We start from the raw sequence: 25,757 nt of genomic DNA, 5'->3' as shown, positions 1-25,757 counted from the left end.
TTTCGCCACACAGGGCAAGGCCCCTTCATGACTACCCTGTACCTCCACCATGCCGCAGCCCTGAACCATTTGGCCGAGCCCGGTCACCCGGAACGCGCAGATCGCATCCGCGTGATCGAGCGCAGCCTCGAACAGGAACGCTTCATCGCACTGGCCCGCGAGCAGGCGCCTTGTGCACCCCTTGAGCCAATTCTCCGAGCGCATGATGCGCCTTACGTTGAGAGTGTGCTTGAGGATCTTCGTCGCGGCGGAACTTTGCGGGCGGATATCGACACTCCTGTGTCCGCTGGTACCCTCGAAGCGGTGCTGCGCAGCGTCGGAGGCGCTGTGCAGGCCGTGGACGAGGTGATGACCGGACAGGTCCATAACGCCTTCTTGGCCATGCGCCCGCCTGGCCACCATGCAGAGAGGGCTCGGGCCAGGGGCTTCTGCTTCTTCAACACCGTTGCGACCGCAGCCCGACATGCGCAGGCCGTGCACGGCGCCGAGCGAGTTGCGATCCTCGACTGGGATGCCCATCACGGCAACGGGACGCAGGACATCTTCTGGAACGATCCGAGCGTGCTCTACTGCTCGACCCACGAGATGCCGCTCTATCCCGGTACAGGAGCTGCTGATGAGCGAGGTGAACACGGCACGATTGTGAACGTACCGCTCACAGCGGGCGATGATGGTACGGTGTTCCGCGAGGCGCTGAATATGATTGTGTTGCCGCGAATTCAGGCGTTCCGGCCTGACCTTGTACTGATCTCGGCTGGCTTTGACGCGCATTGGCGCGATCCGCTCGCCAACCTCAATTTGACGGAGCGGGATTTCGACTGGGCCACGCGGCGGCTGATGGAAGTTGCCGCTCGGGTGTGCGGTGGGCGTATCGTGTCCGCGCTTGAGGGCGGCTACGATTTGATTGGCCTGTCAGCATCCGTCTCGACGCACGTCTCGACGCTGATGGAAGCGTAATCCGCCATTCGAAGCGTATTCCATTATTCGCCACTCGCCTGAGGCCGGCCGCCAGGTCACCCGGATCGCGGGTCAGGACGCCGAAGGCATCCTCCACCCGCCTGACGAAGCCATTCGCCATCAGCGCGGCCGATAGGGATGTGTCCTGTCCAGCGATGGCCCACACTACTCCACGCCTTCCTCTTCCGCGGTCCGGGCGAGGACCTCGACGAACCAGGTGGATACCGTCGCCCCCGGGACGGCGCGGATGGTCACGGCTTCCTCCCCGGACACCGACATCGTGAGCGCCACCCGCCCGTCCACGCCGTCGATGCGCCGCAGGACGCGATGGGCGCCGGTGTCGAAATCGGCGGGCACCGTGGCGTCCAGGAGGGCATCCGCCCCGTCGGCATCGATTGGACGCCGCTCGCCCCCGGCCACGGATGCCGCGAATGCTTCGTCCAGGCTGCCCTTGCCGACGGAGAAGCGCACCATGAGGTCCACGGCGACGCCCGCCCGGACCGTGACGATGCCGATCTCCCCGTCGAGATCGTCTCCCGCCCGATGGAACGCCTCGCCGACCCGCAGGCCGGGATGCCGCCGCAGCAGGCGGTCGAGGGCCGGGCGGAAGCCACCGTCGACGATGTCACCTAGGAGGGATTCGGTCAGCGTCCGCCTCCATTGCGCACCTTTCCGGTCGAACCGGCACGCCCCGTGCGTGGGTCGGGAGGCCAACGCCTTAACCACCGACGGAAAGGCCGTCCCGTCCGATGGGCCCAGCTCCCTTCGCACGGCGGCGTCCGCGATCTCCTCGACAGGCCCGGGATTGGGCGACACGTGACGCGCATCTCTCCGAGGCCTGTGCACACACGGAAGCACACGTGCGCACGCCGTCATGCCAGGGTGTGCCCTCCCCCGATCAGTCGCCCGTCGAGAACTCGGCGACCCCCGCCGCGCAGATCGTCTTGCCGTACCAGGTCATGCTCGCCCCGTACTCCAAGGGGACGCACCATTCCCCTAGATCCCCGACGTTGCCGCACCAAGAGCCCTGGCGCATCAGCGCCTTCCCTTTCCGCTTGAAGATGACCGCGTCCTTGGGGGCCCGCTTGTCGGTGACGCTGCAGATGGCTTCGACGACGTCGTGGCCGCGGCCGGGGGAGACGTAGAGCGTCGTCGCGTGGACGAAGGGCCCGTGCGTTTGGGACGTCGAGACCGCCCAAGCGGGCGCGCTCCACGGGCCCTCGTCCGCGAGGGCGGCCCAAGGATAGAGGACGGCAACGGCAAGGATGAGCGAACGCATCGTGGGCGGTCCTTGGATCAGGGGACGCAAGGACCTTACAGTGAAGGCGTAAACGAAACCCTGGGCGGATGCAGTAATCCTACGTATTCAAAGTCTAGTTGTAGCTCTTCTGCTGCCCCGCCCACCCCTCGGCGAAGGCCCGGCCGAGGACGCGCGCCTCGTCGAGGGAGCAGCCCTCCCGGCGCGCGAGGTAGACGTCGAACGCCTGCTGTGCGTCGTCCTCGTAGAACTCCTCGAACCAAGTCCTGAGCTTGCCCCAGGCGTCCGCGTCGCCTTGGTAGAGGGGCTTCCAAGGCTCCAACTCAAACCTCGGCGCGCGGTACCCGAGCTCGAACGCCACGGTATCGGTGTCGAGGTTGTCCCTGGTGGTGACGAGCCCCGGGCGGGCACTCGGGTCATCGGCCTGCACGAGGACGTAGAAGCGGGACCAAGTCCTCGCCCAGCCATTCCCGTCCTCGTCGACAAGGACCGCCACGACGGGCGACGTCGTCGTGAACGACGTGTCCCGCTTTACGGGGAACGAGACGGCTCCCTGCACGCACCGGAGGCCGTGATCGGGATGGCGGGTCCATGACCATTCGAAGAGGACGGGGGCGTCGGCGAGCTCGTCCTGCCCGGGCGTCCACCCGGCCTTGATCCGCTCCCGGTCCGCGTAGGCGGCGCGGATGCGGCGCAGGGCCTCCTCGTTCGTGTAGCGCGCCATCTCGTACTCCTGCCCCCCATCCTGGGAGTGCCTCACGAAATCCACCAGGCCCACGCGGACCCGTCGGCCTCGAAGGCGACGCCGACCGCGGCGGTGATGATCTCGCCCGTGTCCCGGCGCCGGAATCCGGGCTCTGACGGGCGGTAGCCGACCCTCACCGCCGAGGGTGGCCGCGGCGCGTCGGTGAGGATACCCGCCACCCACGCGTGGACATCTCGATCCCCAGATCGGACCACCCTTTGACGCGCGGATTCGCCGGCGTGAAACCGGCAGGCGCCCAGGATGAGGGAGGCCCGCCGGTCGACCACGCGGCCGGCCCGGCGGATGGACCAGACCCTCGCGGTCCGGTTCCAGTAGACGTGGACGTCAGAACGAGACACCGCACCGCTCCATCCGCGGGAGGGGGGCGAACAGAAGCGCGACGGCCTCGGTCTCCTGTGCCATCCTGAGGGCCTCCTCCTCGCCGAGGCGGCCCTTGGCGTGGAGGGAGATGATCCGGCCGATCCGGAGGCCGCACGCCAGGGCGATCAGCCCGCACACGCGCCGGGACGCCCAGTGCCCGCGGACGCGAGCCTGGATCGCCGGGAGGGAAGTCTCAGGCCGCATCGGAGATCTCCTCGACATGCGCCTCGGGAACCTGCGCGAGGAGGACCTGGAGGACCCTGGCGAGCTCCCTGAGATCCGCCGGGGCGAGGTCCTGGCGGATGCCGAGGCGCATGACCTCGGCGGCGAGGGAGCGGAGTTGCTCGTGCTGTGCTGTCGTACGCATGATCCCCCCCTCACTGCCGGGTTTCGTAAGGAGCGGTCAGCTTGACGCGGACCGCCACCTCGACCAGCCGCCGCAGGCCGCGCAGGCTCCCTCCGGGCCAATTCTCGCCCAACGCCAGCAGGTCGCTTCGGTCGAGCTCCCCATGGTCGTCGGGGAGGCCCTGGGCCCTCGCGATCTCCAGGGCCATCCGCCGGGCTAGCACGGGCATGTGCTGCGGGCCGGGGAGCGGGAAGTGGAGCACGCGCAGCCGGTCGAGAACCTGATTCGCGATCCCGTCCGTGGAGTTCGCCGTGCAGGCATGGATCACGTGGCTGATGTCCACGTCAGCCTCGATGCACGGATCCCGGTACCGGCGCGCGTTCTCCGGCTCCATGAAACTGGTCAGCGAGTCCCGCAGGGTACCCCCCGACCCCTGACGGTGGCCACCCGCGCGGGAAACCTCGTCCCACAGGCAAACGGGGTTGGCGTGCCGGGCCTCGACGATGGTCCGCAGCGGAAAATTAACCTCTGTTGAAGTCCATCTCCGGGGCGTGCCTGCCGCCGCGTTGTCCGAGGACCCGTCGCAGGCGTAGCGCGCCACGTGGACGCCGAGGCTGCGGAAGAATCCGTCGACCGCCGTCGTCTTGCCGCCGCCGGGAGCCCCGATGACAACGAACGGGCGGATCGATAGGGGCTCCTCCGGGCCCTGCAGGGCGACGAGGCCCTCGAAGAACCGGCGTGCATGCGGGGCCTGCGCGGCGTGCTCCTCGATCAGGGCCTGCCGGTCCGTCGGGAATCGGTAGAGGGGCAGCGGGACGCCCGTCACGTCCCTGAATTGGGACGTGACGTCCTTGGCGGTCTGCCCCGTCGTGCTCCCGCCGATGCGGGGGATGACGACGACGTGCCCGGGAGGCACCGCATCCGCCCGAGCCGTCTCGATCAGCTCGGCGGCCGACGGCGCCGCGACGGGCAGCCGGGCGAGGCCGCCGGGCCGGTCGTTGTGCATCGCCTCGGCATGGGTCTCCCGCAGGCCGAGGGCGACCCTGGCGAGATCCACGGCGCGCTGGCGGGCGTAGGCCGGCTCGCCCCGACGACGTACGCGGAGGTAGGCCGGGTCCAGCAGGGTCAGGCCGTAAGCCAGGAGGTGCTCCGGCGCGCCGGAATTGGCGTCCCGGGCATACGTCTGGGCCACCTCCCGGGCCGGCTCCAGGTACTCGTCCCGCCCGAATTCGATGAGATACGCGAGCGTGCGATGAGCCGCCTCGTCCCACCAGCAGTCGATTGCATTCTGAGGATCGCCCGCAAGGCGAGCCGCGTCGAGATAGGCGGCCTCGATCTGCGTGCAGAGGACCTGCTCGCCGGCCGCCCCGGCGATCTTGCCGGTGTGGGCCCAGTAGGCCGACACGTTGAGGCCGCGCACCCATTGGATGCAGTCCTCGTCGGTGAAATATTCCCTCATCGCCGGCAGGAACGGGGTGCCGTGGACGAGGCCGCGCGACCAGACCAACAGGTCGTCTGCGATGCTGTCGTTCAGAAGGGGGGCGTTGGCGTAGAGCGCGCGCGTCGAGGGCGCGACCGCCCCGCGGAGGGGGGTTCTGGGCATCGGACGGATCTCCAAGACGCGTTCGGCCATCCGCCCGCGTATAGTGGTCTCCAAGGTTTACGCCCGGAGATCCTAAGGAGAAGTAAAGCTAACCTTCATCCACAGGCCGGAGAGGCTTGCCCCGGCGGGCCTCCCTCAGGGCGACCGTCACGTTCGCGACGGCCTGGACGGCGGTCTCGACCCGGTCGGGCCATGCCGACCCCTCGCCATAGGCGTCGGCGTACCAGGCCATGGCCGACATGATCCGCCCGAGGCCGTCCGCGTCGGGGCTGTCCGAGATCGAGCCGAGCACGCGCATCACCGCCGGGGGCAGCGCCACGGTGGCGAGGCGGTCGCGGGCAAGGGACCGCCGGTTGACCTTGAAGACGTCGGCCACGGCATGCGTCCACCCGTCGGGCCAGACCCGCAGCGCGGCCGCCTCGACCGCCTCGGCCAGCGCCGGATTCACCTCGGACGTTTCGAGGGGGGCGGGAACGCCGTCGACGACCGCGTGGGGCCGTCTCGCCTCGTCATACGCCAGCACCACGGCGCCCCCGAGGAAGCCCACGGCGATCCAGCCGGAGGGGACGGGGAAGTGGCCTGGGTCGACGTAGGCGAGGCGGATGGGCATGCCCCCGGATATCACGGTCCAGGGTTTCGGGAAGCCTCGCGCCGCCGGTCGCGCGCCCCCTTCCCCCGAATCGGCGCGATCACGCTACCCTGTTGGGATGCGCCACGAGGCGTTCGGGTCTGCCGATGCGGGCCGAGTTGGAGGGGGGCCCGGCCAGGTGCGGGGGCCCCCTTCGGATTCCTGGAGGGGGCATGCGGATCGTTGATTGGAGCGAACTCTCCAGGATGGAGGTGGCCACGATCTTCCAGGACGTCTGGCCGATGCGTGTCGGCGAACTGCAGATCCTCGGAAACGTCCTGCCCCACGGGCGCAAGGAGCGAACCGAGCTCGTATCGGCGCGCCTGATGCCCGTTTCGCGTGACGTCGAGGCGCTCAGCCTCAGCCCGGACGAGTACCAGAGGCTTGGCTTGATGGAATGCGACTACGTCGTTGAGCAGCCCTCCGGACACGGACGCGAGCCTGCCGCCGATGCCGGTCGCCGCTGGCTTGTCTGGGAGCAGGCCGACCGTGAGCGTGTGGCACGCTGGCTCCTCAATCCGGGTGACGCATCCGCCGAGCAGAACGCCGGGCACCATGTGCTCCTCAAGGTGGAGGCCTGACATGGCGAAGGAAACCCTGACTGAGACCGTGGCGCGCCTCTACCGCGACATGACCCCCGACCAGATCTCCGCCCACGAGGACTAGGTCCGCCGGTACCACGCGGAGCAGGCCCTCAAGGCCGATACCAAGCTGATGCTCCTGGAGGATCATGAGGAAGAGTGGATCTCCCGCATCCTCTCGATGACGCCGACCGAGCTTCAGGCTGCTGACGGCGACATGCTGGATTTCACCGGCCGTGGGCACGTGCTGGCCTACCTCCTGAACCGCGTCCCGGCCCGCCGCGAGGCCCTGGACGCCAAGCCGAAGGTGACGCCCGATCAGGAGCGAGCCTCCCTCCGCGCCATGTACGTCCGCGGGACCATCACCCCTCAGGACTACGTGCGGGAGATGGGCGCCACGTACCTGACGGGGCACGCTTCCGAACTCCCGCAGGTGGGGTCCTTCCATGGCTGAGGCGACCTTCGAGGCCTACAAGGCCTTCGCGCAGTCGTACCTCGCTCCGTTGGTTGAGCAGCCATACGAGGATGGGGCCGAGGATTTTCGGCGCGGTCAGTCCGTCTATGCCGGATTCATCCGCGCCGAGAAGGAGCGCCACGAACGCCAGATGGATGCGTGGCGCGCCGAGTTCGAGCGCGGCTATCTCGCTTCGACCTGGCGGGCGATGGTCGACGTCGTCGTCGATGCCGAGGCGGACAAGGTCGCCCGGCCGGCAATCGGCAAGCCCCTGTCCCGCCGGGCCCGCCGCAGGAATCGGGGACGCGTCCGGGCGGCGAGGATGGTGTTGGGTAAGACCTGTCACCAGCCGGTCCAGTGGGAATGGCCGGCGCCGAGAGGCTTCCATGGCTGATCGGATCATCCTCGGCATCGATTGCTCCCAGGGCAGCGACGACCCGGCCCGTCCGAAGGGGCAAGCCGGGTTCGATTGGGGCGACCTCGACGGCGTGGTCCTCACGCTGGGCAACTTCCCGAAGCACATGACCCGTCGGCGGCGCCGTCGTCTCCGGGGCGGGAAGACCCAGCCGACGTCGCCGAGGCCCACGTTCATGGCGTGGGTCGCCGAAGGGCCCATGGTGGTCGCCCGCGGGGCGGCGCTGTTTCGGAACGAGGGCTCCCATGGGCAAGCGTGATCAGCACATCTACCGGGTCGATGGCAGCGACTGGTATCAGGTGCCCGAGCGGGGATGGTTCATCATCATCCGCGCCCCGTTCGAGCGCCACGCCCCCGGCGACGTCATCCTGATCGGCACCAAGGGCGAGAAAACCAAATGGGATCACTGGTTCGTCACCGCCGTCGAGGGATCAATCGGATCGGATCTGACCGCGCTGCTGGTGAGGATCGCGACCGCCGACGAGATCCCGGCGCCCGAGCCAGATCCCACGACCATGTCCGAACCCGAGCGGATGAAGGAGGCCTCCAGGCAGGCTTACGCGATCCTCAGCGACCTGGCGGGCTGCGTCGGGATGGAGCGGAACGCGGTCAACCAGTTCCGGGACAAGGTTCGCCGCCTGAAGGCCACCATCGTCGGCATCGAGTACGAGCCGGATTGCGACCACCGTTGGGACTAGCCCGACGGCACCACCCAGCATGGAAGGCCACCCGAGGCATGACCATGCCCTGGAAGGATCTCGTCCTCCGCGACGGGGCGTCCCTGTCCCTGAACGAGGACGCCGCGGCCCTGACAAAGAAGCCGCCCTTCACGATGATCGGGCAGTGCCACCGGCAGCCCTACTCGCAGGATTTCGACACCCTGCACGATGCCGTCTGCTGCGCGGCCGCGGCCATCGACCTGAACCTCTGGCGCCCCCTGGAGGTTAGCAACCGGAACGGCGAGGTAGTCATGGGCGAGGACGAGCTTTGGGAGCGAGCCCAGGCCATCTAGCCTTCAGACCCGAGTCCTCGAATTCGATTGATCCGATCCGATCAAATGCGACCTTCCGATTCCGCGAGCGGTAATCCGGCCAAGCTACGGTGCCCCGATCCGGAGACACCGATGCCCTACATCCGCGGCCCGTCATGGCGCCCCCGCAAGATCTTCGGCCACCAGGTCGAGGCGCTTCAGACGACGAAGAACCTCGACTTGGAATGCGACACCGAGTTCCAGCAGGCCAACCTGACGGACCGCGCTCGCGAGATCATGCTGCAACTCAAGTTGACGGCATGGTTCATCCGCCTGCCCGGTGAGAAGGCGACCTTCGCGACGCTGGTCCTATTGGACGGTCACCATGAGGCAAGCAATCGCCTTCTGAAGGAGACGTGCCCGTATCAGGGAACGCCCCTGACGACCGACGAAAATCCCGAATACCTTTATTATGGGCAATACCACTACTCGTTCGTGGACGGACGCGTACAGACCTACATGAACGGCAACAAGGACTATCTCTGGAAGCAGGTGAGCGATTACCTCAATTGGATGGCAATCCCGGCTGAAGACAGGAAAGCCCTGGAAGAGATCGCAGACTTCTAGCGCCAACCCCGCGCAACCATCCAGAACCTTTCGGAGACGACCATGGACGAGATGGACGAGATGACCTTCCAGACCAACGGGCTGATGATGCAGCTCACCGAGATCCGCGAGCGACAGGCGGCCAACGAGGCGGCCCGGGCCACCGCTTCCAGCCTGACCGAGATCGGGAAGGTCGAGGCCGAGGACGAGCAGATCGCGATGGCGTTGTGGTCGGCCCGCATGTCCTGCCGGGTCATGCCCGACACGCCACCCGAGGAGATCGTGCCCATCCTGGCGGTCCGCGTGGCGGACGCGGGCGCTCACTTCTTCAAGGACCAGCCCAAGGTCGATGGTCACGTGAAGTGGTGCTCGGAGGTCGAGCGCCACGGCGGTCCGAGCATCGACCCGGATTGGCTCCGTGCCTACATGGCCGATCACCTCGCCGGTCGCGAGCGGGCCATCGACCCCATCGTCCAGCAGGCCATGGTCATCAGGGACGGTCGCGTCATTCCGCCAGGCGGCAAGCTGATGGACGTCGATACCGGCAAGCCGATCCGCCCGGCATGACTCGGCGCTGGCGCGAATCGGGCCTCCTCATAGAATGGTGAGGAGTGCCCCGAGTAAGCCGCATGTCCGACCGCCGACAAGGGCACCGCCGACCGCATCGAGGCCGACAACGGCGAGGCTACAGCAGCCTGAAGTCGCGGGCGTTATCGAGACGCCACTGCCGCGTCTGATCGAGCTCCCCGTATACGGAGATCCGGCGGCCCTCGGTATGGGCCTGCACCGCCTGGAGGTACTCCTCGGGCCCCAAGGACACACGCACATTTCGGGTGCCGAACTCTTCGCTAACCCACTCGACGACGACGTCCTGCAAGCCTGAGATGCTGTAGAGGTCGGCGGGCACCTCCATCGAGTGAAGCGTCCGGACCTTGCCCATGATGGTCCGCCGCTTGTCGTAGTCGACCGCCCGCAGGACCTTCGCAGCCTCCTGGAGGATGCCCACCCCGCGGGCCTGGCTAATGGTCATGACGGGCGCGTTACCGAGGTCAGCCGGCACGCCCCACTCCGGCGAGAACAGGATCTGGAACCGCACCTCGCTGACCTGGGGCTCCGACACCAGGGCGGTGAGCTCCTCGCAGGCGTTCGCGTTCAGGCCGGTCGCGTATCCCTGGGTGATCAGGGTCGGGTCCTCCTCGGCAATCGCCGCCTCGATGGTGCGCAGCCCGCGGGCGAGGCGCTGGACCACGAGCCTCTCAAGCGGTGGGGCGACGAGCTCCTCCCCCATAGCGAGGGCCTGGACGTCCCCCTCGTCCGGCGTCCGTGAGCCGACCGGGGACTCGATGGTGAACCCGAAGCTGCCCCGGAAGGTGTGACCGAAGCGACAGTCGTTGGCGTAACGCTGGGCCACGGAGCTGACGCGCTGGTAAAATGGCCCGGCGTGGAGCTCGGCGTGCGCCAACGCCTCCAGGGTGCCGTGCATCCGCTTGATGAACGTCTCCGCGGTGCCGAGGCGGATGGTGTCCTGACGGATCGCGGAATCGGGCAGGCGCGATCGCACCAGGTCGTAGCTGATCGCGCGGATGGCGGCGGCGACCATCTCGAACGGGCGCTGCTCCATGTCCGTCAGGGTGACGAGGGCCGAGGTCAGCCGCTCCCGCAGGTCACGGACCTGCTGCGTTCCAGGCAGGAAGATCTCGACCGGGTCGCCGTCCCCCTTGGCGAACAGGACCGCGCCGTCGCGCAGGACTGAGCGCCGCCAGCCGGTGACGGCGAGGTACCGCTTGAGGGAGCCGAGCGGCACGCCCTCGATGATGTCGACCGGCGCCGTCATGATGCCAAGGCCTCCTCGCGGGCCATCAGCATGACGTCCCTGAGGCTGGCTGGGGTCAGCACCTGGGACCGCGGGATGCGGACGCGGACCTTCGACGAGCGCTCGGTCGGCGGGCCCGGGACGCGATACCAGTAGCAGCAGTTCCGCAGGCGCAGGCGCTCCTCGCACCCGGCGACCCAATCGGACGCGTCGGGTGGCATGCAGAGCAGGATGAGGATGGCCATGGCCTGGTTCCTTTCCCTGTCCGTGAGGATGACGTGCGCCCGGGCCGAGAGGTCGTAGACGACCACGTCGTCCTCGTGGCGCCACTTGGTCGTGGCCTTCATCTGGAACTCGACGGGGAAGGCTGACTGGATGAGCTTCCCGCCGATGTTCTTGACCGGGTGGAACGCCCCGTCGATGCCGTAGTCGAAGGTCGGCTTGGCGGCGAGGTTCAGCCCGGCCGCGCCGGCGAGGGCATGGACGTAGGCATTCGAGATGGCCTCCTTCGCATGCTCAGGGGTGATCAAGACCCAACTCGGACGTTCGAGATTTCAGTGACCTGAGGTTCTCCCAGTCCTGGCCGGTCGAGTCCAGCGGTCACGCTCAGAAAGCGAAAGGGCCCGGGTGCAACCCGAGCCCTCCTGCTCACGTGGTTCCGGCCGACCCGGACGTGTGATGATAGTTGGTCATTTCCATCGAGCGCCAACCAGGCGCGGGAATCGAACCCCTCGACGGTGGTTGTTTGCCAGCACCCCGGCCGCGATGGCCAGTAGGGAATGATCGCCCGAACGCAGATTCGTGCAAGTCCGAGATAACGCCACCGCAGACAGCCGTCCGACCCTGCAGCTCGCCTCAGGCCGTCCGAATACCGTCCGAGTTGCTCCTGGTCGTTGCCGTGGCGGCCGCTCTGCGCAGAGGGGAATGACTTCGTACGGGCTTTCAATCAGACGCTTAGAAGGCGGCTGCTCTATCCAGCTGAGCTACGGAGTCGGGACGCCGCGCTTTTCCTAACACCGCTCTGGAGGGCTGTCATTAGCCCTCGCCGATTGCCTGGGCTGATCAAGTGTGGAGAGCACCAGATGGGCCTACGCTGCAAGGCAGCAGGATTTTCATGGCTTCCTCTACCGCAGATCCTGTGTTTGCGGCATGTTCCGACCAAGGGTGATCGACGGTTGAGACAACAATTATAAAGTCCAATCCTCGTCGATCCACGGCTCGCCTAAAGCTCCTATAAAAACCATACCTTCCTGCAAATTTCAGCATTTTTCGCGACAAAGCCTACTTCGCGGCGCATGCCGGAAGTAGGCTTTGTCGGATGACCCGGATGATACTAGGTCGGGTCTTTGGAAAAGACTCAGGCCGCCTGCTTCTTGCGCGGGCCGCGACGCTTCTTTTCCGGCGCGGGAGCGACAGCTTCTTCCACCGGCTCGCTCACAACCTCTTCTGGAGCTGACTTGGTCACAGTCTTACGACGCTGCTGGCCGAGACCGAGTGCACGAGCTAGCTCGGACCGTTGTTCGGAATAAGCGGCGGACGTCATCGGATAGTCGGGCTGCAGACCCCATTTTGCCCGGTATTGCTCAGGGGTCAGTCCCCGTAGCGTGAGGTGACGGCGAAGCGTCTTGTACTGCTTGCCGTCTTCGAAGCTGACCAAGTAATCCGGGGTCACGGAGCGGCGGATCTCCTGCGGCGTCGCCTTGGGCGGCCCAGTGTCCACCGCCGGTGCATTGCTCGTGCTCACAGTGCGAATGGCTTCGTGCACATCGCTTAAAAGCTTAGGCAGTTCCGCGCTTTGAACGTGATTGTTGCTGACGTAAGCGGAAACGATATCAGCCGCTAAGGTGATAAGACGAGCCGATTCAGTGTCTGATTCACTCATGATATTCGTACCATCGATTCAATTTGTTGAAACTGTACACGAGACTAAGCTCTGTTTTCACCTATCGCAAGATGTTATTGCAGGAAATTCGGTGTTTTAAGGATCATTCGCTCGTGTGTATCGGGTTTTCGCCGTCTGCGAGAGCCATATCATGCGATCCCCATACGTTTGGGCGTGGCACCAAGCAGAGTTTATCCATCATTTCAGCGCATCAACGCCTCGCGGCGGCTCGCTCATCACCAGACCCGACAAAGGTCGCAGGGGAAAACTTCGTGGGTGGGATTGTCTGCCGGTCAAAACAATCACGACTGGCAAATCCACCTGGGCCAACCTCGAAGTTCCATCTGGGGGTAAGTCCGCTCCCGCCACTTCGCATAAGCTCAAAGGTCGTTGCGGCAGCCGAATCCAACTGCACGGCGCACTGCCACGCATCTGGAAGATCCATCATTCAGCCCTGTCGGTGGGGCTATTCGTCCAGATGTCATGCCGTGATCCCGATGTTGGAGTAGAAGGTGATTTTCCACCTTCGCCGAATAGCAGATGTCGCGACTTCTGGTGCGGAAGGCCGGCAAATAGTAGAAATTAAGAGTTTGCAATCGTATACCTCCCCTCTCATGACGTTTCGAGGTAGGAGTTCGGCAGCGGTAGCGGTGGATCTTTGGCCTCCTCGTCTGACATCTTCAAGGTGCTCGTGGAATTAGACCTTCCTCTCGCATCAGGAAAAGCTTCTTAGAAACAAGCATCTACTTCGACGGGGCATACGGTGAGTTTTTCGACTTTCATTGAGCGACAAGAAACTTACCTCATCGCCGTGTTGGCAGGCGACGGTGGCTAACCTGTTCAACGGAAATCAGTTCCCTGTAACTTCAGTCAAAATCGCACCTTCATGCAAAAAGTATGCGTCGTATTGCTGCGAATATCAGCGGCACGATGAGAGGCAGATTCTCAAGCGGTCTCTTTTTAAGATGAGTCGTGAAGATCGGTCTGAAATATCCGCCGTAATTTTGCTGAATATGGATGTCCCGTCAACGGGACGAACAAAATACAACTAATGCGCGTGGGGATAGTCTTTTTCGGGTCGGAGAGGAAGGAGGATGAAGTTGGACTCGTTGGTCGCTTCGATGTCCGAGAATCGACGTATGGCTGTCGCAACTCCGCGGCCGAGCCAGCCTATGGCGATGCGCTCTCGCATGGGAAATGCGCTGCCAGAAATATTATATACGCATTGTTCGAATGACGCCGCGTGAAGGCTCGGCGCCAAGTTCCAATTTCCGTCAGTCGACCGTTCCGGCGATACCCGAGCCACGCCCCATAATATGGACAGGCCCGGATAGTGTAGTGAGTCCTGTCCGCGTCGTTCGTTTAATCCAGCCCGAGCATGAGGCCAATATTCTGAACAGCGGCACCGGAGGCGCCTTTACCAAGGTTGTCGAGCCGGGCAACGAGCAGCGCCTGGGAATGGTCCGGTGTTCCATAGACCCTTAGTTCGAGACGATCAGTATCGTTCAGGCCCTCGGCATCCGGCTTGTCGTTCGGGCTGGTCTGTATCACCGTCACCAAGGTGTTGCCGGCGTAATGGGCTGCGAGAGCCGCTTCCAGTGCTGCCGCATCCGGACGCCCCAGCAGAGTATCGAGGTGAAGCGGAATGCTGACCAACATGCCCTGGCGGAAGTTTCCCACGGATGGGATGAAGATTGGCCTACGGGTCAAGCCGCCATAGGTTTGAAGTTCCGGCAGGTGCTTGTGTGCAAAGCCGAGGCCGTAGAGCTGAAAGGCCGGTGCGTCGCCGGCCTCATAGGCTTCGATCATGCTCTTGCCGCCACCGCTGTAGCCGCTTACCGCATTGACGCTGATCGGCGTGTCCGACGGCAGCAATCCAGCATCGACAAGGGGCCGTATCAACGCGATCGCCCCGGTGGGATAGCAGCCGGGATTGGCGACGCGCCGCGACTCGCGGATCACCTGTGCTTGGCCGGCGTTCAACTCAGCGAAGCCGTAAGCCCAACCGGGACTGACACGGTGGGCGGTGCTCGCATCGAGAATGCGGGGACCGCCAGCCGGAAGAGCATCGGCCAAAGCCACCGTTTCCTTAGCAGCGTCGTCGGGCAGGCAGAGGACGACGAGATCTACGTCAGCCAACAGCGCCCGTTTGACCGCGATGTCTTTGCGGCTCTCATGAGGGATACTTTTCAGGGAGACGCGGCCCTCGCGCTCCAGGCGTTCGCGAATGCCGAGCCCGGTGGTGCCGGCCTCCCCATCGATGAACACCGTGGGCTTCGCCAATCCGCTTTCGCTCATTTGAAAGGTTCCGTTTGTCTCGCCGTGGGATAACCGCCCTGCGCGCTCGCGAGGTGAAGACTCCGGCTTCTCAAGTCAATGTCGCGGTACCGGAGCCTTCGCGGTCGAAGCACCTTTATCGTCGTGCTTTCACACGGATTGATGACACGTCATACCCCGGGAACTGGCCCTTCCGGCGCATGTTGATCGCATGGAAACAAGCAAAGGCTTGAACGATGGCCGCCAGCGCAGAGAAGTCCGATCCTAAGCTGTGGGATAAAATCAAGTCCGAGGTCACCTCCTCGGATAAAGGAGGCAAACCCGGCCAATGGTCCGCCCGCAAAGCTCAAGCGGCGACGAAGGCCTATAAAGAGGCCGGAGGCGGTTACAAGGGACGGAAGTCCAAGGACAACAGCCTTACGCAATGGTCCAATGAGGAATGGGATACGAAATCCGGCGAGCCGAGCAGCGAGACGGGCGAACGGTATCTTCCGAAGAAAGCACGTTCCTCCTTGTCAAAGGAGGAGTACGACCGCTCGACCCGAAAGAAGCGTGCTGACACCAAAAACGGGAAGCAGTTTTCCAGTCAGCCGAAGGACGTAGCCGAGAAAGCGGCCTCCGCCCGGAAAGGTGGATCCAAGTCCCGCAAGGCCTCGGATGGGCCCACCAAGGCCCAACTGATGGAGCAGGCCCGATCGGAAAATATCCGCGGTCGCTCGAGTATGTCGAAGGACGAGTTGCAGAAAGCGCTTCATGCCTCCTGACCGTGGGAGGATTGATAGATCCCACGCTTCCCTGGCATCGTGGTTGAACGGAAGCGAGCCACGCCGAGTTCTGCCCTATATCTCTGTTCTTCCAGGACCCGTTTCGATGATCGCCAGACCCGTCGTGCTCGCACCTTGTCTCGTCCTATTGCTGACGGGGACCGTACTTGCTCAGAGCATTCCGGCTCCGGCCGGCATCGGCACGGCTCCATCGCAGAGTGGTGAAGCTGGCACACCCTCAGGGAGCGCCTTTGGCATGCCATCGACAAACTCCGTTTCTCCCGGGTCTCCGGTTGGAAAGCCTCCGGTCGGTGGTGCGGGTGAGGCATCGGGGCTGTCCTCCAGTGCGGGCGTCGGAACCGGCGTCGGTGGCCCCCCTGGGACCGGCGCCCTGCCGGGTACCGGTGGAACATCCGGCGGTCCTGGTGGAATTAACCGCTGATACCGTCAATCCGGTTTTGATGTCACGTTCTCCGCAATCCCAACCTTTGAGAGGTCTTCACATGCCCATCCGCCTGAAGTCGCTCGCGGCCGGCTTCGCCACCCTCGTAGTTCTCGTGACAGGGTTCAGCGAAGCCGAGGCGTCCTGCCTGCGCAAAGTTGCCAACCGGTCGACATTGACGCTCGTAGTGGGCCAAGGGGAGGGTGGAGCAGTGACGGTTCGCCCCGGCACGTCGAGGACAATCAAGCTCGATGGGTCGGCTCCGGTAGACGTGACCGGCTATTGCGACGTCCCGCGCCGAGGCCCACCCTTCGGACAACCCGTTGTTCAGCGCAGCTTTGCCGTGACGGCGGTCATGGATCGCTGCTTCTACGAAATCGGGAATGGGTTCTTCGAACGCGAACTCGGCCCGAGCTTCTTTCCGCGCGACGATACCGGAGCGTTTGCCCTGAACACTCCTCGTCAGGGGGATCTCGCTCTGGGTCCATCCGGCGAATTCTGCCCTGCAATCCGATAAGGCTCGACCCGAAGCGGATATGAAAAAGGCCCGCATGCGGTGCATGCGGGCCTTTTTCTCATTGTACCACGTCCGTAATTGTCAGATCGCGGCAACCTTCCGGTTGATGGCGAGCGCGCCCAAGGTCGCGACCGCACCCGACAGCAGGTAAACTCCCACCCAGGCAAGGCCGAATCGGCTCGACAGGCTCAGCGCCACCAGCGGCGCGAAGCCGGCTCCGATCAGCCAGGCGAGATCGGATGTGAGCGCCGCGCCGGTATAGCGATAGCGCGTGCCGAGATACTCGGTCACCGAGCCTGATGTCTGCCCGTAAGACAAGCCGAGCAGACCGAAGCCGACGAGCACGTAGATCGTCTGGCCGGTCTCGCTATCGCCGAACAGCAGCGGTGCGAGAATGCTGGCGAGGCTGAACAAGCCGATTAGGCTGGCCGCTATGCCGACGAGCCGACGCCGGCCCACCTGATCCGCGACGATTCCCGAGATCACAATCGCGCCAGCGAAGACGATCGAGCCGACGAATTGTACGAGCAGGAACTCGCCGGCCGAGCGCTTCGTGAACAGGGTGATCCAGCTGATCGGGAAGATGCTGACGAGATGGAACAGTGCAAAACTCGCCAGCGGCACGAAGGCGCCGATAAGGACAGTTCGCCCCTGTGCGCGGATCATTTCCCAGACCGGGGTCGGGGCGAGTTCGCGCGTCTCGAGAAGCTGCGTGAACTCCTCGGTTGCCACGAGGCGAAGTCGCGCGAAAAGAGCGACGACGTTTACCGCGAAGGCCACGTAGAACGGGTAACGCCAGCCCCAATCGAGGAAGTCGTCCATGGTCAGGTTGGCGAGAAAGAACGAGAACAGGGCACTTGCGAGCCCGAAGCCGATGGGCGCTCCGAGCTGCGGGATCATCGCATACCAGCCCTTGCGGTCACCGGGGGCTTTGATCGACAGAAGCGAAGCGAGGCCGTCCCACGCGCCGCCCAGCGCGAGCCCCTGCCCTATACGGAAAGCGGCGAGCAGCCAGACCGAGGCCATCCCGATGCTGTGATAGGTCGGCAGGAACGCGATCGACACCGTCGAGCCACCGAGCAGGAACAGGGCGATCGTCAGTTTCACGCCTCGCCCATGCCGTCGGTCGATCTCCATGAAGATCACCGAACCGATGGGCCGTGCCACGAAGGCGAGAGCGAAGAGGGCGAACGCGTAGAGCGTGCCTTCCAGGGGCGGGACGAACGGAAAGAAGACCTTCGGGAAAATCAGCACCGAGGCGATGCCGAAGACGAAGAAGTCGAAGAATTCCGATGTCCGGCCGATGAGGACACCGACGGCAATGTCGCCGGGCGCGACTTCGGGTTCGGATGCGCCGGCCCTGGCACCTGCACTCAGATGCGGCGGGGTCTGCAACGCGTAATCTTGGCTCATGGACGGCCATTCGCTGCTTGAAGGGTGGGAAGGACACGCCGCACTTGGCGCATCCCTGTGTTCCGATTATGAGGGCTTGTTGCACTGCGGCAAAGCGATGCAACGTCACGTTTCGCGGATCAGTCAGGCATATGTCCCGCGGGTGATGCTTCCCTTCTTACTGCCTTCCGCGATGGAAATCAGCTATGCTCTCAACGCCCGGCTGATTAAAGCCGCACGCACTTGCCAGGGCGCCTTTGCACTGCGCAGGAGAAGCCCGTATCGAAACGGCATCGCGGCAAGCAATCCAGTACGAGCCGCCGCTTTTCGTAAACCAAATGTTTCCTCCCGACGTTCCGCCCGCGGACGTCTCACTGCAGCCGGTCGGATGTCATCCAGATCCTTGCGCGCTCTCGCATTCCTGCCTCTCATGGCCCTTCTCTCGGGCTGCAACATGGTCGTCATGCAGCCAGCGGGCGACATCGCCACGCGGCAGCGTGACCTCATTGTCGCCTCGACGGGGCTGATGCTGCTGATCATCCTTCCGGTGATCGCCTTCACGCTCTTTTTCGCTTGGCGTTATCGCCAATCGAACACCGAGGCCGAGTACGACCCCGACTGGCACCACTCGACTCAGCTCGAAGTGCTGATCTGGTCGGCGCCTCTCGTGATCATCATCGCCCTCGGGGCGCTGACCTGGATCAGCACACATACGCTCGATCCCTACCGGCCCCTGAGCCGCATCGACGCTTCCCGTCCGCTCACTGCGGATGTGAAGCCGTTGACGGTCGAGGTCGTGGCACTCGATTGGAAGTGGCTGTTCTTCTATCCCGACCAGGGCATCGCCACGGTGAATGAACTGGCGGCGCCGGTGGATGTGCCAATCAATTTCAAGATCACCTCGGCCTCGATGATGAACTCTTTCTTCATTCCGGCGCTGGCGGGACAGATCTACGCCATGGCCGGAATGGAGACGAAGCTGCACGCCGTCATCAACAAGGCGGGCGTCTACGAAGGTTTCTCCGCTAATTATAGCGGCGAAGGCTTCTCGCGGATGAACTTCAAGTTCCACGGGCTTGACCAGGGCGGCTTCGACCAGTGGGTCGCCAAGGTGAAGGCCGAGGGTAAGGAGCTCAACCGCGACGCCTACATCGCCCTGGAGAAGCCGAGCGAGCGTGAGCCGGTGGGCTACTATTCCAGCGTCGCGCCGGGGCTCTATAGCGCCATTCTGAACATGTGTGTCGTCGAGGGCAAGATGTGCATGGGCGAGATGATGAGCATCGACTCCAAGGGCGGCGCCGGCAAAGAGAGCCACGCCAACCGGGAGCGGCTTCGTTACGACGACAGGCATGCCGTCCGCGGCGAGGAGGCCCAGGGGGCGACGTTCCCAGCCACCGAAAAGAAGACGCGCAGCCAGGAGGTCGACCCGGACAAGGGGCATGATCACCACCACGACCATTCCGGGTCTGACACGAAGCAAAGTGACCCTGCCCCCGCGCAGCTGAACCGCTAGGCCGACGCGATGACGCGCGGCCTTCGGGACAGGCGCATCACAGTGGCGGCACCATTAAATTGAACCCATGAGAGACGAGTACCGAATCGGTCGGTACGTCCCCTCGCCGACAACCGGGAACGAAGCGATCCCATGTTTGCCAATCTCGATCTTCAGAAGCTCGTCTTCGGGCGACTGACTCTCGAAGCCATTCCGTATCACGAGCCGATCCTGCTCGTGACGTTCATCGGCGTCGCCATCGGTGGCGTCGGATTGCTGGGCCTCATCACCTATATGCGCTGGTGGGGTCCGCTGTGGCGCGACTGGTTCACCTCCGTCGACCACAAGAAGATCGGCATCATGTATGTCGTTCTCGCGCTGGTGATGCTGCTGCGCGGCTTCTCCGATGCACTCCTCATGCGCTCGCAGCAGGCCATCGCCTTCGGGGCCAACGAGGGCTACCTGCCGCCGCATCATTATGATCAGATCTTCACAGCCCACGGCGTGATCATGATCTTCTTCGTGGCGATGCCTCTGGTCACCGGGCTGATGAACTTCGTCGTGCCGCTGCAGATCGGTGCACGCGACGTGTCATTCCCGTTCCTCAACAATTTCAGCTTCTGGATGACGGTCAGCGGCGCCGCGACGATCATGGCGTCGTTGTTCGTCGGCGAGTTCGCCCGTACCGGATGGCTGGCCTACCCGCCTCTCTCCGGCCCTGCCGGAAGTCCCGGCGTCGGCGTCGATTATTACATCTGGGGGCTTCAGATCGCCGGCATCGGCACCCTGTTGTCCGGCATCAATCTGATCGCCACCATCGTGAAGATGCGCGCGCCTGGCATGACCATGATGAAGATGCCGATCTTCACCTGGACCGCGCTCTGCACGAACATCCTTATCGTCGCCGCTTTTCCGATCCTCACGGCCGTTCTCGCGCTGCTCTCCCTCGATCGCTACGTGGGCACGCACTTCTTCTCGAACGACCTCGGCGGCAACCCGATGATGTACGTGAACCTCATCTGGATCTGGGGTCATCCGGAGGTCTACATCCTCATCCTGCCCGCTTTCGGAGTGTTCTCGGAGATCGTCTCGACCTTCTCCGGCAAGCGGCTCTTCGGCTACGCCTCGATGGTCTACGCCACCGTGGTCATCACGATCCTGTCCTACCTCGTCTGGCTGCACCACTTCTTCACGATGGGCTCGGGTGCCTCCGTGAACTCGTTCTTCGGCATCACGACGATGATCATCTCGATTCCGACGGGGGCGAAGCTCTTTAACTGGCTCTTCACCATGTACAAGGGCCGCATCCGTTTCGAGGAGCCAATGCTCTGGGCCATCGGCTTCATGGTGACCTTCACCATCGGTGGCATGACCGGCGTTCTCCTCGCCGTGCCCCCGGCCGACTTCGTTCTCCACAACAGCCTGTTCCTCATCGCCCACTTCCACAACGTCATCATCGGCGGCGTGCTGTTCGGTATGCTGGCCGGCATCACCTACTGGTTCCCCAAGGCCTTCGGTTTCAAGCTCGATCCGTTCTGGGGGAAGATGTCGTTCTGGTTCTGGCTCACGGGCTTCTACTTCGCCTTCATGCCGCTTTACGTCCTAGGCCTGATGGGCGTGACGCGCCGCGTGCAGCATTTCGACGATCCTTCGCTGCAGATCTGGTTCATCATCGCGGCCTTCGGCGCCGGGTTGATCGCGTTCGGCATCCTCTCCTTCATCATCCAGCTCGTCGTGAGCTTCATGCGACGCGAAGCATTGCGTGACCACACCGGCGATCCGTGGGGCGGCCGTACCCTCGAATGGTCGACCTCCTCGCCGCCGCCAGACTACAACTTTGCCTTCACGCCCGTGATTCACGATCACGATGCGTGGTCGGACATGAAACGCCGTGGCTATGCCCGACCGCTCCAGGGTTTCCGCCCGATCCACATGCCGAAGAACACCGGCACGGGCATGATCCTCGGCATCCTCAGCATCGGCTTCTCGTTCGGCATGATCTGGTACATCTGGTGGCTTGCCGCACTGACGTTCATCGCCATGGCCGTCGTCGCCATCGGGCATACGTTCAACTACAACCGCGACTTCCACATCCCGGCCGACACCGTGATCGGTACCGAGGCTGAACGGACCCGGTTGCTCGAAGGTCGGGTCTGAGAACCATGGCGTCGCACGCTCCCACCCTCGCCAAGGAAGGCGAGGCACCCTCCTTCTACATGGAGGAGGATCACCATCCCGAAGGCGGCACCATGCTGGGCTTCTGGATCTATCTGATGAGCGATTGTCTCATCTTCGCGGCCCTGTTCGCCACATACGCCGTTCTCGGTCGAAACTATGCGGCAGGTCCTTCTCCCAAGGATCTGTTCGACCTGCCGCTGGTGGCGTTGAACACGTCGATGTTGCTGTTCTCGTCCATCACCTATGGCTTCGCCATGCTGGAGATGGCCAAGGGCGAGCAGCGGCGGATGCAGCTCTGGCTCGGCGTGACCGGCCTGTTCGGCCTCGCCTTCATCGGCCTGGAGCTCTACGAGTTCGCACACCTCATCCATGAAGGCGCCGGGCCGCAGCGCAGCGCCTTCCTGTCGTCGTTCTTCACCTTGGTGGGCACCCACGGCCTGCACGTGACGCTCGGCCTCGTCTGGCTCGTCGTGCTGATGGTCCAGACCGAACAGAAGGGCCTTATCCCGGAGAACCAGCGCCGGCTGCAGTGCCTTTCGATGTTCTGGCACTTCCTCGACGTGATCTGGATCGGCGTCTTCACCTTCGTCTATCTCATGGGAGTGCTGCAATGAGCGCCGCCAGCCAGTCCGCCCATGCAGCGGACCACGAAGAGGACGTGAAGGGCCACGGCGACCATAGCGGTCACGGCTCGTTCAAAGGGTATGTTACCGGCTTCGTGCTGTCAGTGATCCTGACCGCGATCCCGTTCTGGCTGGTCATGGGGGATGTGCTCGGAAACCCGCGTCTCACCGGCCTCGTCATCATGGGCTTCGGTGTGGTGCAGATCGTTGTCCACATGGTCTACTTCCTCCACATGAACACCAAGTCCGAGGGCGGGTGGACGATCCTGGCGCTGATCTTCACCCTGACGCTAGTGGTGATCACGCTCACAGGCTCCGTCTGGGTGATGTATCATCTGAACACCAACATGATGCCGATGACGCCGACCAGCTTGCATCAGCACCACTAGCGCACCGTCCCAATTACTGGACGCCGGTTTTCGGGAAGAACGATGCGAGACCAGTACCCTACGGCCACGCCTCGGATCACGTATCCGAGGCGTGGCCGTAATTTTATCGTCTCGGCATTCTGATGAGAACGGATAGACCCCTCCGGCCCTCGGGCACTGGCCTCGCGGTAGTCGGCGTTCTAACTCTCCTGACCGTAGCGGCCTTTCTTGCGCTGGGCACTTGGCAGGTCCAGCGCCGCGCGTGGAAGCACGACCTGATCGCCCGCGTCGATGCGCGGATCCATGCCGCTCCGGTCCTCGCACCTCGGCAGTCGGATTGGCCCTCGATCGATGCCGGCACCGACGCTTACCGCCGGGTCTACGCCACCGGGACCTTCGCGAACGATCGGGAAACCCTCGTCCAGGCCGTGACGGAACTCGGCGGCGGATATTGGGTAATGACGCCGCTGGTGGGCGCGGACGGAACGACCATCATCATCAACCGCGGCTTCGTCCCGGCGGATAAGCGCGATCCTGCATCGCGTGAACTTTGCCGGACCATAGGCGAAACCCAGGTCACCGGCCTGCTGCGCATCTCTGAGCCCGGCGGCGGCTTTCTGCGCCACAACGATCCCGGGGCCGATCGCTGGTACTCGCGCGATGTCGCAGCCATCGCCGCTTCGCGTGGCCTCGGAGCGACCGCGCCCTACTTCATCGATGCCGATGCGGCGGCCAATCCCGGCGAGTATCCCGTAGGCGGGCTCACAGTGGTGGCCTTCAGCGACAACCACCTCGTCTACGCCCTGACATGGTACGCGCTCGCCATCATGGCCGCGGCTGGTGGCGCCTACGTCATCCGCGACGGGATGCGCCGGCGCGGCGCCTGAGACGCTTCAGCTGTCCTCCGGAACCCAGCCGATCGACTGCCGAAGGAAGCCCATTCCGAGGGCCAGGAAAGCGGCGGTCTCGGAATTGTCCTTGCCGTAGCCGTGACCTCCGGCCGCCGGCTCGAAGAAAGCCGGGTCGTACCCGAGATGGCGTAGCTTCTCCGCCATCTTGCGGGCATGCCCCGGATGGACGCGGTCATCGCGTCGCGTCGTGGCGATGAGGATCGGCGGATAGGGCTTGCCCGCTTCCGCTGTGTGATAGGCCGAGATGGCGCCGAGGAAACTCCAATCCGCCTCCTCATCGGGATCGCCGTATTCGGCGATCCAACTCGCGCCCGCCAGGAGTTTCGAATAGCGCCGCATGTCGATGAGCGGGATCGTGCAGAACAGGGCGCCGAAGCGCTCGGGGTAGCGGGTCAGCATGTTGGCGATGAGGAGGCCGCCATTCGAGCCGCCCTGCGCGGCGATGCGCTGGGGTTTCGTGATGCCGCGCGCCACCAGATCGGCGGCCACCGCCGCGAAATCGTCATGCGCCAGCGCCTTGCCCTCGCGCCGGCCGGCCTGATGCCACCGAGTGCCGAACTCGCCACCGCCACGGATGTTGGCGACGACGCCGACGCCGCCCTTCTCCAGCCAGAGTTTGCCGAGAACCGCCTGATAGGTGGGAAGCAGCGAGATCTGGAATCCGCCATAGGCTGACAGATGCACCGGCGCGTCACCGCTCGCCCCGGCAGGGCCGACCTGGACGTAGGGGATGCGCTCGCCATCCACCGAGATGGCCTCGTGGCGGGTGACCGTCAGGCCTTTCGTGTCGAAGGCCGATGGCGTCGTGCGCAGGATGGTGGGAGCCGAGAGATCGCCGGGGATCGACAGCAGCGTCGGCGGCGTTAGCGGATCCTGAACCAGCGCGAGCAGAGACCCGTCCGACTCGCTCTGCTCGGAATCGAAGGGCCAGACGGACACGCTGCCGATCTCCGGCAGGCCCGGAAGGCTGAGGCGGTTCCAGCCGCCCTCCCCCGGTTCGAACACGTTGTAGGACGGGCGCAGATCGTCGAGGGCGTCGACGATGAGGCGCGGCCCGGCCCAGGAGACGTTCTGCAGCGCCCGGCGGTCGGAGGGCGTCCACAACACGGTGAAGCCGCGATCCCCGTCGAGGAAGGCCGGAAGGCCGATGGCGAGGACCGTATCGGGCACGTGGAGCGCGCCGCCGATGCTCCATTCAGAGCGGGTTCGGATGACGAGATGGTCGCCGTGGAGAGAGATTTCGGCGTCGGTGGGGGCGTCGATGCGGTGGGTCGGGCCAGTTCGGTCGCCGATATGCAGGATGCCGTCGAAGAAGCCGGTGCGCTCCATGAACACCACGCGCTCGGAGGGCGCGGCGTGGTCGACCTCGCCCCACAGGCCCATATTCTCGGGCGCGGTCTCGAACAGGATGGTGGCCGCGAGCGGGTCCTGGCCGCGCGTCCAGAGTCGAACCGTGCGGGAATAGCCGGAGCGGGTGGCCATGCTCTCGCCGAGGGCGCTCGACAGGATCAGCGTGTCGCGGTCGAGCCAATCCGCCCCGCCTTTCGCCTCGGGCAGGGTGAAACCGTCGGCGACGAAGCTGAGCGTCGGCAGGTCGAACTCGCGCAGAATGGTAGCGTCGCCCCCTCCCCGGCTGAGCTTCAGCAGGGCGCGGTCATGGGTGCCGGGGATGAGCGTCGCGCCGCCCCAAACCCAATCCACGCCTTCGGTTTTCGCCAGGGCGTCGATGTCGAGAAGGGTTTCCCAGGCGGGGGTGCCGGCGCGGTAGGAGGCTTCGTCGGTGCGCCGCCACAGGCCGAGGGGATGCTCGGCATCGCGCCAGATGTTGTAGAGGAGCTGGCCGCGCCGTGACACGAGGGGGATCTTGTCAGGCCGGTCGAGGATGGCCTTCACCGCCTCGCGGTCGCGCTCCATGACAGGGTCGGTGAAGCGGGCCAGCGTCTCAGCGTTGCGCGCCTCGACCCAGGCGACGGCCTCCGCACCCTCCACCTCTTCGAGCCAGAGATGGGGGTCGTCATCGGGTTCGGCGCGGGTGGGACGGGGGTCGAAGGTGGGTTTCGTCGGCTGGATCATGCCCCGAAACTAGGGCGATTCCACCGGAATGGCGACGGCTTCCGACCGGAATCGGACCCCCCTTTCGACCGGTACGCGACG

30 protein-coding genes are annotated in these 25,757 nt (G+C 64.4%); 16 read left to right on the top strand and 14 right to left on the bottom strand.

The features are described from left to right. Positions 1-27: 27 nt before the first annotated feature. A complete protein-coding gene (locus tag RQI43_RS17860) occupies positions 28-957 on the top strand; it encodes a histone deacetylase family protein (protein WP_311276029.1) in 930 nt (309 codons plus the stop codon). A gap of 165 nt (positions 958-1,122) precedes the next feature. Here the strand turns inward: RQI43_RS17860 and RQI43_RS17855 are convergent, their stop codons facing one another. The 8 genes from RQI43_RS17855 to RQI43_RS17820 all read right to left on the bottom strand — a co-directional run bounded on the left by RQI43_RS17855 (position 1,123) and on the right by RQI43_RS17820 (position 5,900). Continuing rightward, complete coding sequence (locus RQI43_RS17855; protein WP_311276028.1) at positions 1,123-1,671, bottom strand: hypothetical protein; 549 nt, start codon at positions 1,669-1,671, stop codon at positions 1,123-1,125. Positions 1,672-1,855: 184 nt separating this feature from the next. Continuing rightward, on the bottom strand, positions 1,856-2,236 hold the full coding sequence (locus RQI43_RS17850; RefSeq protein ID WP_311276027.1) for a hypothetical protein: 381 nt from the start codon (positions 2,234-2,236) through the stop codon (positions 1,856-1,858). A 94-nt stretch (positions 2,237-2,330) separates the two neighbouring features. Next, positions 2,331-2,939 carry a hypothetical protein gene (locus tag RQI43_RS17845; protein ID WP_311276026.1) on the bottom strand — a complete coding sequence of 203 codons (609 nt, stop codon included), beginning with the start codon at positions 2,937-2,939 and terminating at the stop codon, positions 2,331-2,333. A gap of 32 nt (positions 2,940-2,971) precedes the next feature. Further along, entirely contained in the window at positions 2,972-3,319 is a 348-nt protein-coding gene (locus RQI43_RS17840; protein WP_311276025.1) for a hypothetical protein, read from the bottom strand. After that, positions 3,306-3,545: a hypothetical protein gene (locus tag RQI43_RS17835; protein WP_311276024.1), complete on the bottom strand. Its 240-nt coding sequence runs from the start codon at positions 3,543-3,545 to the stop codon at positions 3,306-3,308. The genes RQI43_RS17840 and RQI43_RS17835 overlap by 14 nt, the downstream gene beginning before the upstream one ends. After that, entirely contained in the window at positions 3,535-3,708 is a 174-nt protein-coding gene (locus tag RQI43_RS17830) for a hypothetical protein (RefSeq protein ID WP_311276023.1), read from the bottom strand. The genes RQI43_RS17835 and RQI43_RS17830 overlap by 11 nt, the downstream gene beginning before the upstream one ends. Positions 3,709-3,718: 10 nt before the next feature. Next, a complete protein-coding gene (locus RQI43_RS17825) occupies positions 3,719-5,290 on the bottom strand; it encodes an AAA family ATPase (RefSeq protein ID WP_311276022.1) in 1,572 nt (523 codons plus the stop codon). A gap of 88 nt (positions 5,291-5,378) precedes the next feature. Further along, positions 5,379-5,900: a hypothetical protein gene (locus RQI43_RS17820; RefSeq protein ID WP_311276021.1), complete on the bottom strand. Its 522-nt coding sequence runs from the start codon at positions 5,898-5,900 to the stop codon at positions 5,379-5,381. Positions 5,901-6,091: 191 nt separating this feature from the next. On the opposite strand from RQI43_RS17820, the gene RQI43_RS17815 reads away from it, so the two are divergent. From RQI43_RS17815 to RQI43_RS17780, 8 genes are all read left to right on the top strand, one after another. Further along, positions 6,092-6,499 carry a hypothetical protein gene (locus RQI43_RS17815; RefSeq protein ID WP_311276020.1) on the top strand — a complete coding sequence of 136 codons (408 nt, stop codon included), beginning with the start codon at positions 6,092-6,094 and terminating at the stop codon, positions 6,497-6,499. A gap of 133 nt (positions 6,500-6,632) precedes the next feature. After that, positions 6,633-6,953 carry a hypothetical protein gene (locus RQI43_RS17810; protein ID WP_311276019.1) on the top strand — a complete coding sequence of 107 codons (321 nt, stop codon included), beginning with the start codon at positions 6,633-6,635 and terminating at the stop codon, positions 6,951-6,953. After that, a complete protein-coding gene (locus tag RQI43_RS17805; RefSeq protein ID WP_311276018.1) occupies positions 6,946-7,347 on the top strand; it encodes a hypothetical protein in 402 nt (133 codons plus the stop codon). The genes RQI43_RS17810 and RQI43_RS17805 overlap by 8 nt, the downstream gene beginning before the upstream one ends. Then, positions 7,340-7,627 (top strand): hypothetical protein, encoded by a 288-nt coding sequence (locus RQI43_RS17800; RefSeq protein ID WP_311276017.1) that lies wholly within the window; start codon positions 7,340-7,342, stop codon positions 7,625-7,627. The genes RQI43_RS17805 and RQI43_RS17800 overlap by 8 nt, the downstream gene beginning before the upstream one ends. After that, on the top strand, positions 7,614-8,066 hold the full coding sequence (locus RQI43_RS17795; protein WP_311276016.1) for a hypothetical protein: 453 nt from the start codon (positions 7,614-7,616) through the stop codon (positions 8,064-8,066). The genes RQI43_RS17800 and RQI43_RS17795 overlap by 14 nt, the downstream gene beginning before the upstream one ends. Before the next feature lie 38 nt (positions 8,067-8,104). Further along, a complete protein-coding gene (locus tag RQI43_RS17790) occupies positions 8,105-8,380 on the top strand; it encodes a hypothetical protein (protein ID WP_311276015.1) in 276 nt (91 codons plus the stop codon). Positions 8,381-8,491: 111 nt separating this feature from the next. Then, on the top strand, positions 8,492-8,965 hold the full coding sequence (locus tag RQI43_RS17785; RefSeq protein WP_311276014.1) for a hypothetical protein: 474 nt from the start codon (positions 8,492-8,494) through the stop codon (positions 8,963-8,965). Positions 8,966-9,007: 42 nt separating this feature from the next. Beyond that, positions 9,008-9,511 carry a hypothetical protein gene (locus tag RQI43_RS17780; RefSeq protein ID WP_311276013.1) on the top strand — a complete coding sequence of 168 codons (504 nt, stop codon included), beginning with the start codon at positions 9,008-9,010 and terminating at the stop codon, positions 9,509-9,511. Positions 9,512-9,629: 118 nt separating this feature from the next. Here RQI43_RS17780 and RQI43_RS17775 read toward each other — a convergent pair whose 3' ends face one another. The 4 genes from RQI43_RS17775 to argC form a co-directional block, all read right to left on the bottom strand. Next, complete coding sequence (locus RQI43_RS17775) at positions 9,630-10,778, bottom strand: hypothetical protein (protein WP_311276012.1); 1,149 nt, start codon at positions 10,776-10,778, stop codon at positions 9,630-9,632. Next, complete coding sequence (locus tag RQI43_RS17770; RefSeq protein ID WP_311276011.1) at positions 10,775-11,287, bottom strand: DUF4365 domain-containing protein; 513 nt, start codon at positions 11,285-11,287, stop codon at positions 10,775-10,777. Before RQI43_RS17770 ends, RQI43_RS17775 begins: the two co-directional genes overlap by 4 nt. A gap of 827 nt (positions 11,288-12,114) precedes the next feature. After that, positions 12,115-12,639 carry a MucR family transcriptional regulator gene (locus tag RQI43_RS17765; RefSeq protein ID WP_056432877.1) on the bottom strand — a complete coding sequence of 175 codons (525 nt, stop codon included), beginning with the start codon at positions 12,637-12,639 and terminating at the stop codon, positions 12,115-12,117. A 1,362-nt stretch (positions 12,640-14,001) separates the two neighbouring features. After that, positions 14,002-14,937 (bottom strand): N-acetyl-gamma-glutamyl-phosphate reductase, encoded by a 936-nt coding sequence (gene argC / locus RQI43_RS17760; RefSeq protein WP_311276010.1) that lies wholly within the window; start codon positions 14,935-14,937, stop codon positions 14,002-14,004. A gap of 215 nt (positions 14,938-15,152) precedes the next feature. Between argC and RQI43_RS17755 the strand changes: the two genes are divergently transcribed. Both RQI43_RS17755 and RQI43_RS17750 read left to right on the top strand, forming a co-directional pair. Continuing rightward, complete coding sequence (locus tag RQI43_RS17755; protein WP_311276009.1) at positions 15,153-15,680, top strand: hypothetical protein; 528 nt, start codon at positions 15,153-15,155, stop codon at positions 15,678-15,680. 503 nt (positions 15,681-16,183) lie between these two features. Next, a complete protein-coding gene (locus RQI43_RS17750; protein WP_311276008.1) occupies positions 16,184-16,639 on the top strand; it encodes a hypothetical protein in 456 nt (151 codons plus the stop codon). Between the two features lie 81 nt (positions 16,640-16,720). Here RQI43_RS17750 and RQI43_RS17745 read toward each other — a convergent pair whose 3' ends face one another. Further along, positions 16,721-18,052, bottom strand: coding sequence for an MFS transporter (locus RQI43_RS17745; RefSeq protein ID WP_311276007.1), 1,332 nt, complete (start codon positions 18,050-18,052; stop codon positions 16,721-16,723). 367 nt (positions 18,053-18,419) lie between these two features. Between RQI43_RS17745 and cyoA the strand changes: the two genes are divergently transcribed. The 5 genes from cyoA to RQI43_RS17720 all read left to right on the top strand — a co-directional run bounded on the left by cyoA (position 18,420) and on the right by RQI43_RS17720 (position 23,579). Then, positions 18,420-19,544, top strand: a complete 1,125-nt coding sequence (gene cyoA, locus RQI43_RS17740) for a ubiquinol oxidase subunit II (RefSeq protein WP_311276109.1) — start codon at positions 18,420-18,422, stop codon at positions 19,542-19,544. 132 nt (positions 19,545-19,676) lie between these two features. After that, positions 19,677-21,680 (top strand): cytochrome o ubiquinol oxidase subunit I, encoded by a 2,004-nt coding sequence (cyoB, locus tag RQI43_RS17735; RefSeq protein ID WP_311276006.1) that lies wholly within the window; start codon positions 19,677-19,679, stop codon positions 21,678-21,680. Between the two features lie 5 nt (positions 21,681-21,685). Next, a complete protein-coding gene (cyoC, locus tag RQI43_RS17730) occupies positions 21,686-22,315 on the top strand; it encodes a cytochrome o ubiquinol oxidase subunit III (RefSeq protein ID WP_056432855.1) in 630 nt (209 codons plus the stop codon). After that, positions 22,312-22,713, top strand: coding sequence for a cytochrome o ubiquinol oxidase subunit IV (cyoD, locus tag RQI43_RS17725; RefSeq protein WP_056432852.1), 402 nt, complete (start codon positions 22,312-22,314; stop codon positions 22,711-22,713). The genes cyoC and cyoD overlap by 4 nt, the downstream gene beginning before the upstream one ends. Positions 22,714-22,835: 122 nt before the next feature. Continuing rightward, positions 22,836-23,579: an SURF1 family protein gene (locus RQI43_RS17720; RefSeq protein ID WP_311276005.1), complete on the top strand. Its 744-nt coding sequence runs from the start codon at positions 22,836-22,838 to the stop codon at positions 23,577-23,579. A 6-nt stretch (positions 23,580-23,585) separates the two neighbouring features. Here the strand turns inward: RQI43_RS17720 and RQI43_RS17715 are convergent, their stop codons facing one another. Next, positions 23,586-25,676 carry a prolyl oligopeptidase family serine peptidase gene (locus RQI43_RS17715; protein WP_311276004.1) on the bottom strand — a complete coding sequence of 697 codons (2,091 nt, stop codon included), beginning with the start codon at positions 25,674-25,676 and terminating at the stop codon, positions 23,586-23,588. Positions 25,677-25,757: the final 81 nt, after the last annotated feature.

It is taken from the genome of Methylobacterium sp. WCS2018Hpa-22 (genome assembly GCF_031843785.1).
GTDB lineage: Bacteria > Pseudomonadota > Alphaproteobacteria > Rhizobiales > Beijerinckiaceae > Methylobacterium.
The sequence above is the reverse complement of the archived record's forward strand: the minus strand, read 5'-3'. Positions and strand labels throughout refer to the sequence as shown.

Bases quoted from the DNA above. Each gene is read 5' to 3' on its own strand.
- RQI43_RS17860 (WP_311276029.1), top strand. From the start codon at position 28: ATGACTACCCTGTACCTCCACCATGCCGCAGCCCTGAACCATTTGGCC.
- cyoC (WP_056432855.1), top strand. From the start codon at position 21,686: ATGGCGTCGCACGCTCCCACCCTCGCCAAGGAAGGCGAGGCACCCTCC.
- RQI43_RS17765 (WP_056432877.1), bottom strand. From the start codon at position 12,639: ATGAGTGAATCAGACACTGAATCGGCTCGTCTTATCACCTTAGCGGCT.
- RQI43_RS17755 (WP_311276009.1), top strand. From the start codon at position 15,153: ATGGCCGCCAGCGCAGAGAAGTCCGATCCTAAGCTGTGGGATAAAATC.
- RQI43_RS17750 (WP_311276008.1), top strand. From the start codon at position 16,184: ATGCCCATCCGCCTGAAGTCGCTCGCGGCCGGCTTCGCCACCCTCGTA.
- argC (WP_311276010.1), bottom strand. From the start codon at position 14,937: ATGAGCGAAAGCGGATTGGCGAAGCCCACGGTGTTCATCGATGGGGAG.
- RQI43_RS17720 (WP_311276005.1), top strand. From the start codon at position 22,836: ATGAGAACGGATAGACCCCTCCGGCCCTCGGGCACTGGCCTCGCGGTA.
- RQI43_RS17775 (WP_311276012.1), bottom strand. From the start codon at position 10,778: ATGACGGCGCCGGTCGACATCATCGAGGGCGTGCCGCTCGGCTCCCTC.
- RQI43_RS17825 (WP_311276022.1), bottom strand. From the start codon at position 5,290: ATGCCCAGAACCCCCCTCCGCGGGGCGGTCGCGCCCTCGACGCGCGCG.
- cyoB (WP_311276006.1), top strand. From the start codon at position 19,677: ATGTTTGCCAATCTCGATCTTCAGAAGCTCGTCTTCGGGCGACTGACT.
- RQI43_RS17780 (WP_311276013.1), top strand. From the start codon at position 9,008: ATGGACGAGATGGACGAGATGACCTTCCAGACCAACGGGCTGATGATG.
- cyoD (WP_056432852.1), top strand. From the start codon at position 22,312: ATGAGCGCCGCCAGCCAGTCCGCCCATGCAGCGGACCACGAAGAGGAC.
- RQI43_RS17820 (WP_311276021.1), bottom strand. From the start codon at position 5,900: ATGCCCATCCGCCTCGCCTACGTCGACCCAGGCCACTTCCCCGTCCCC.
- RQI43_RS17810 (WP_311276019.1), top strand. From the start codon at position 6,633: ATGCTCCTGGAGGATCATGAGGAAGAGTGGATCTCCCGCATCCTCTCG.
- RQI43_RS17795 (WP_311276016.1), top strand. From the start codon at position 7,614: ATGGGCAAGCGTGATCAGCACATCTACCGGGTCGATGGCAGCGACTGG.
- RQI43_RS17845 (WP_311276026.1), bottom strand. From the start codon at position 2,939: ATGGCGCGCTACACGAACGAGGAGGCCCTGCGCCGCATCCGCGCCGCC.
- RQI43_RS17815 (WP_311276020.1), top strand. From the start codon at position 6,092: ATGCGGATCGTTGATTGGAGCGAACTCTCCAGGATGGAGGTGGCCACG.
- RQI43_RS17830 (WP_311276023.1), bottom strand. From the start codon at position 3,708: ATGCGTACGACAGCACAGCACGAGCAACTCCGCTCCCTCGCCGCCGAG.
- RQI43_RS17835 (WP_311276024.1), bottom strand. From the start codon at position 3,545: ATGCGGCCTGAGACTTCCCTCCCGGCGATCCAGGCTCGCGTCCGCGGG.
- cyoA (WP_311276109.1), top strand. From the start codon at position 18,420: ATGTCATCCAGATCCTTGCGCGCTCTCGCATTCCTGCCTCTCATGGCC.
- RQI43_RS17800 (WP_311276017.1), top strand. From the start codon at position 7,340: ATGGCTGATCGGATCATCCTCGGCATCGATTGCTCCCAGGGCAGCGAC.
- RQI43_RS17715 (WP_311276004.1), bottom strand. From the start codon at position 25,676: ATGATCCAGCCGACGAAACCCACCTTCGACCCCCGTCCCACCCGCGCC.
- RQI43_RS17805 (WP_311276018.1), top strand. From the start codon at position 6,946: ATGGCTGAGGCGACCTTCGAGGCCTACAAGGCCTTCGCGCAGTCGTAC.
- RQI43_RS17745 (WP_311276007.1), bottom strand. From the start codon at position 18,052: ATGAGCCAAGATTACGCGTTGCAGACCCCGCCGCATCTGAGTGCAGGT.
- RQI43_RS17850 (WP_311276027.1), bottom strand. From the start codon at position 2,236: ATGCGTTCGCTCATCCTTGCCGTTGCCGTCCTCTATCCTTGGGCCGCC.
- RQI43_RS17790 (WP_311276015.1), top strand. From the start codon at position 8,105: ATGACCATGCCCTGGAAGGATCTCGTCCTCCGCGACGGGGCGTCCCTG.
- RQI43_RS17785 (WP_311276014.1), top strand. From the start codon at position 8,492: ATGCCCTACATCCGCGGCCCGTCATGGCGCCCCCGCAAGATCTTCGGC.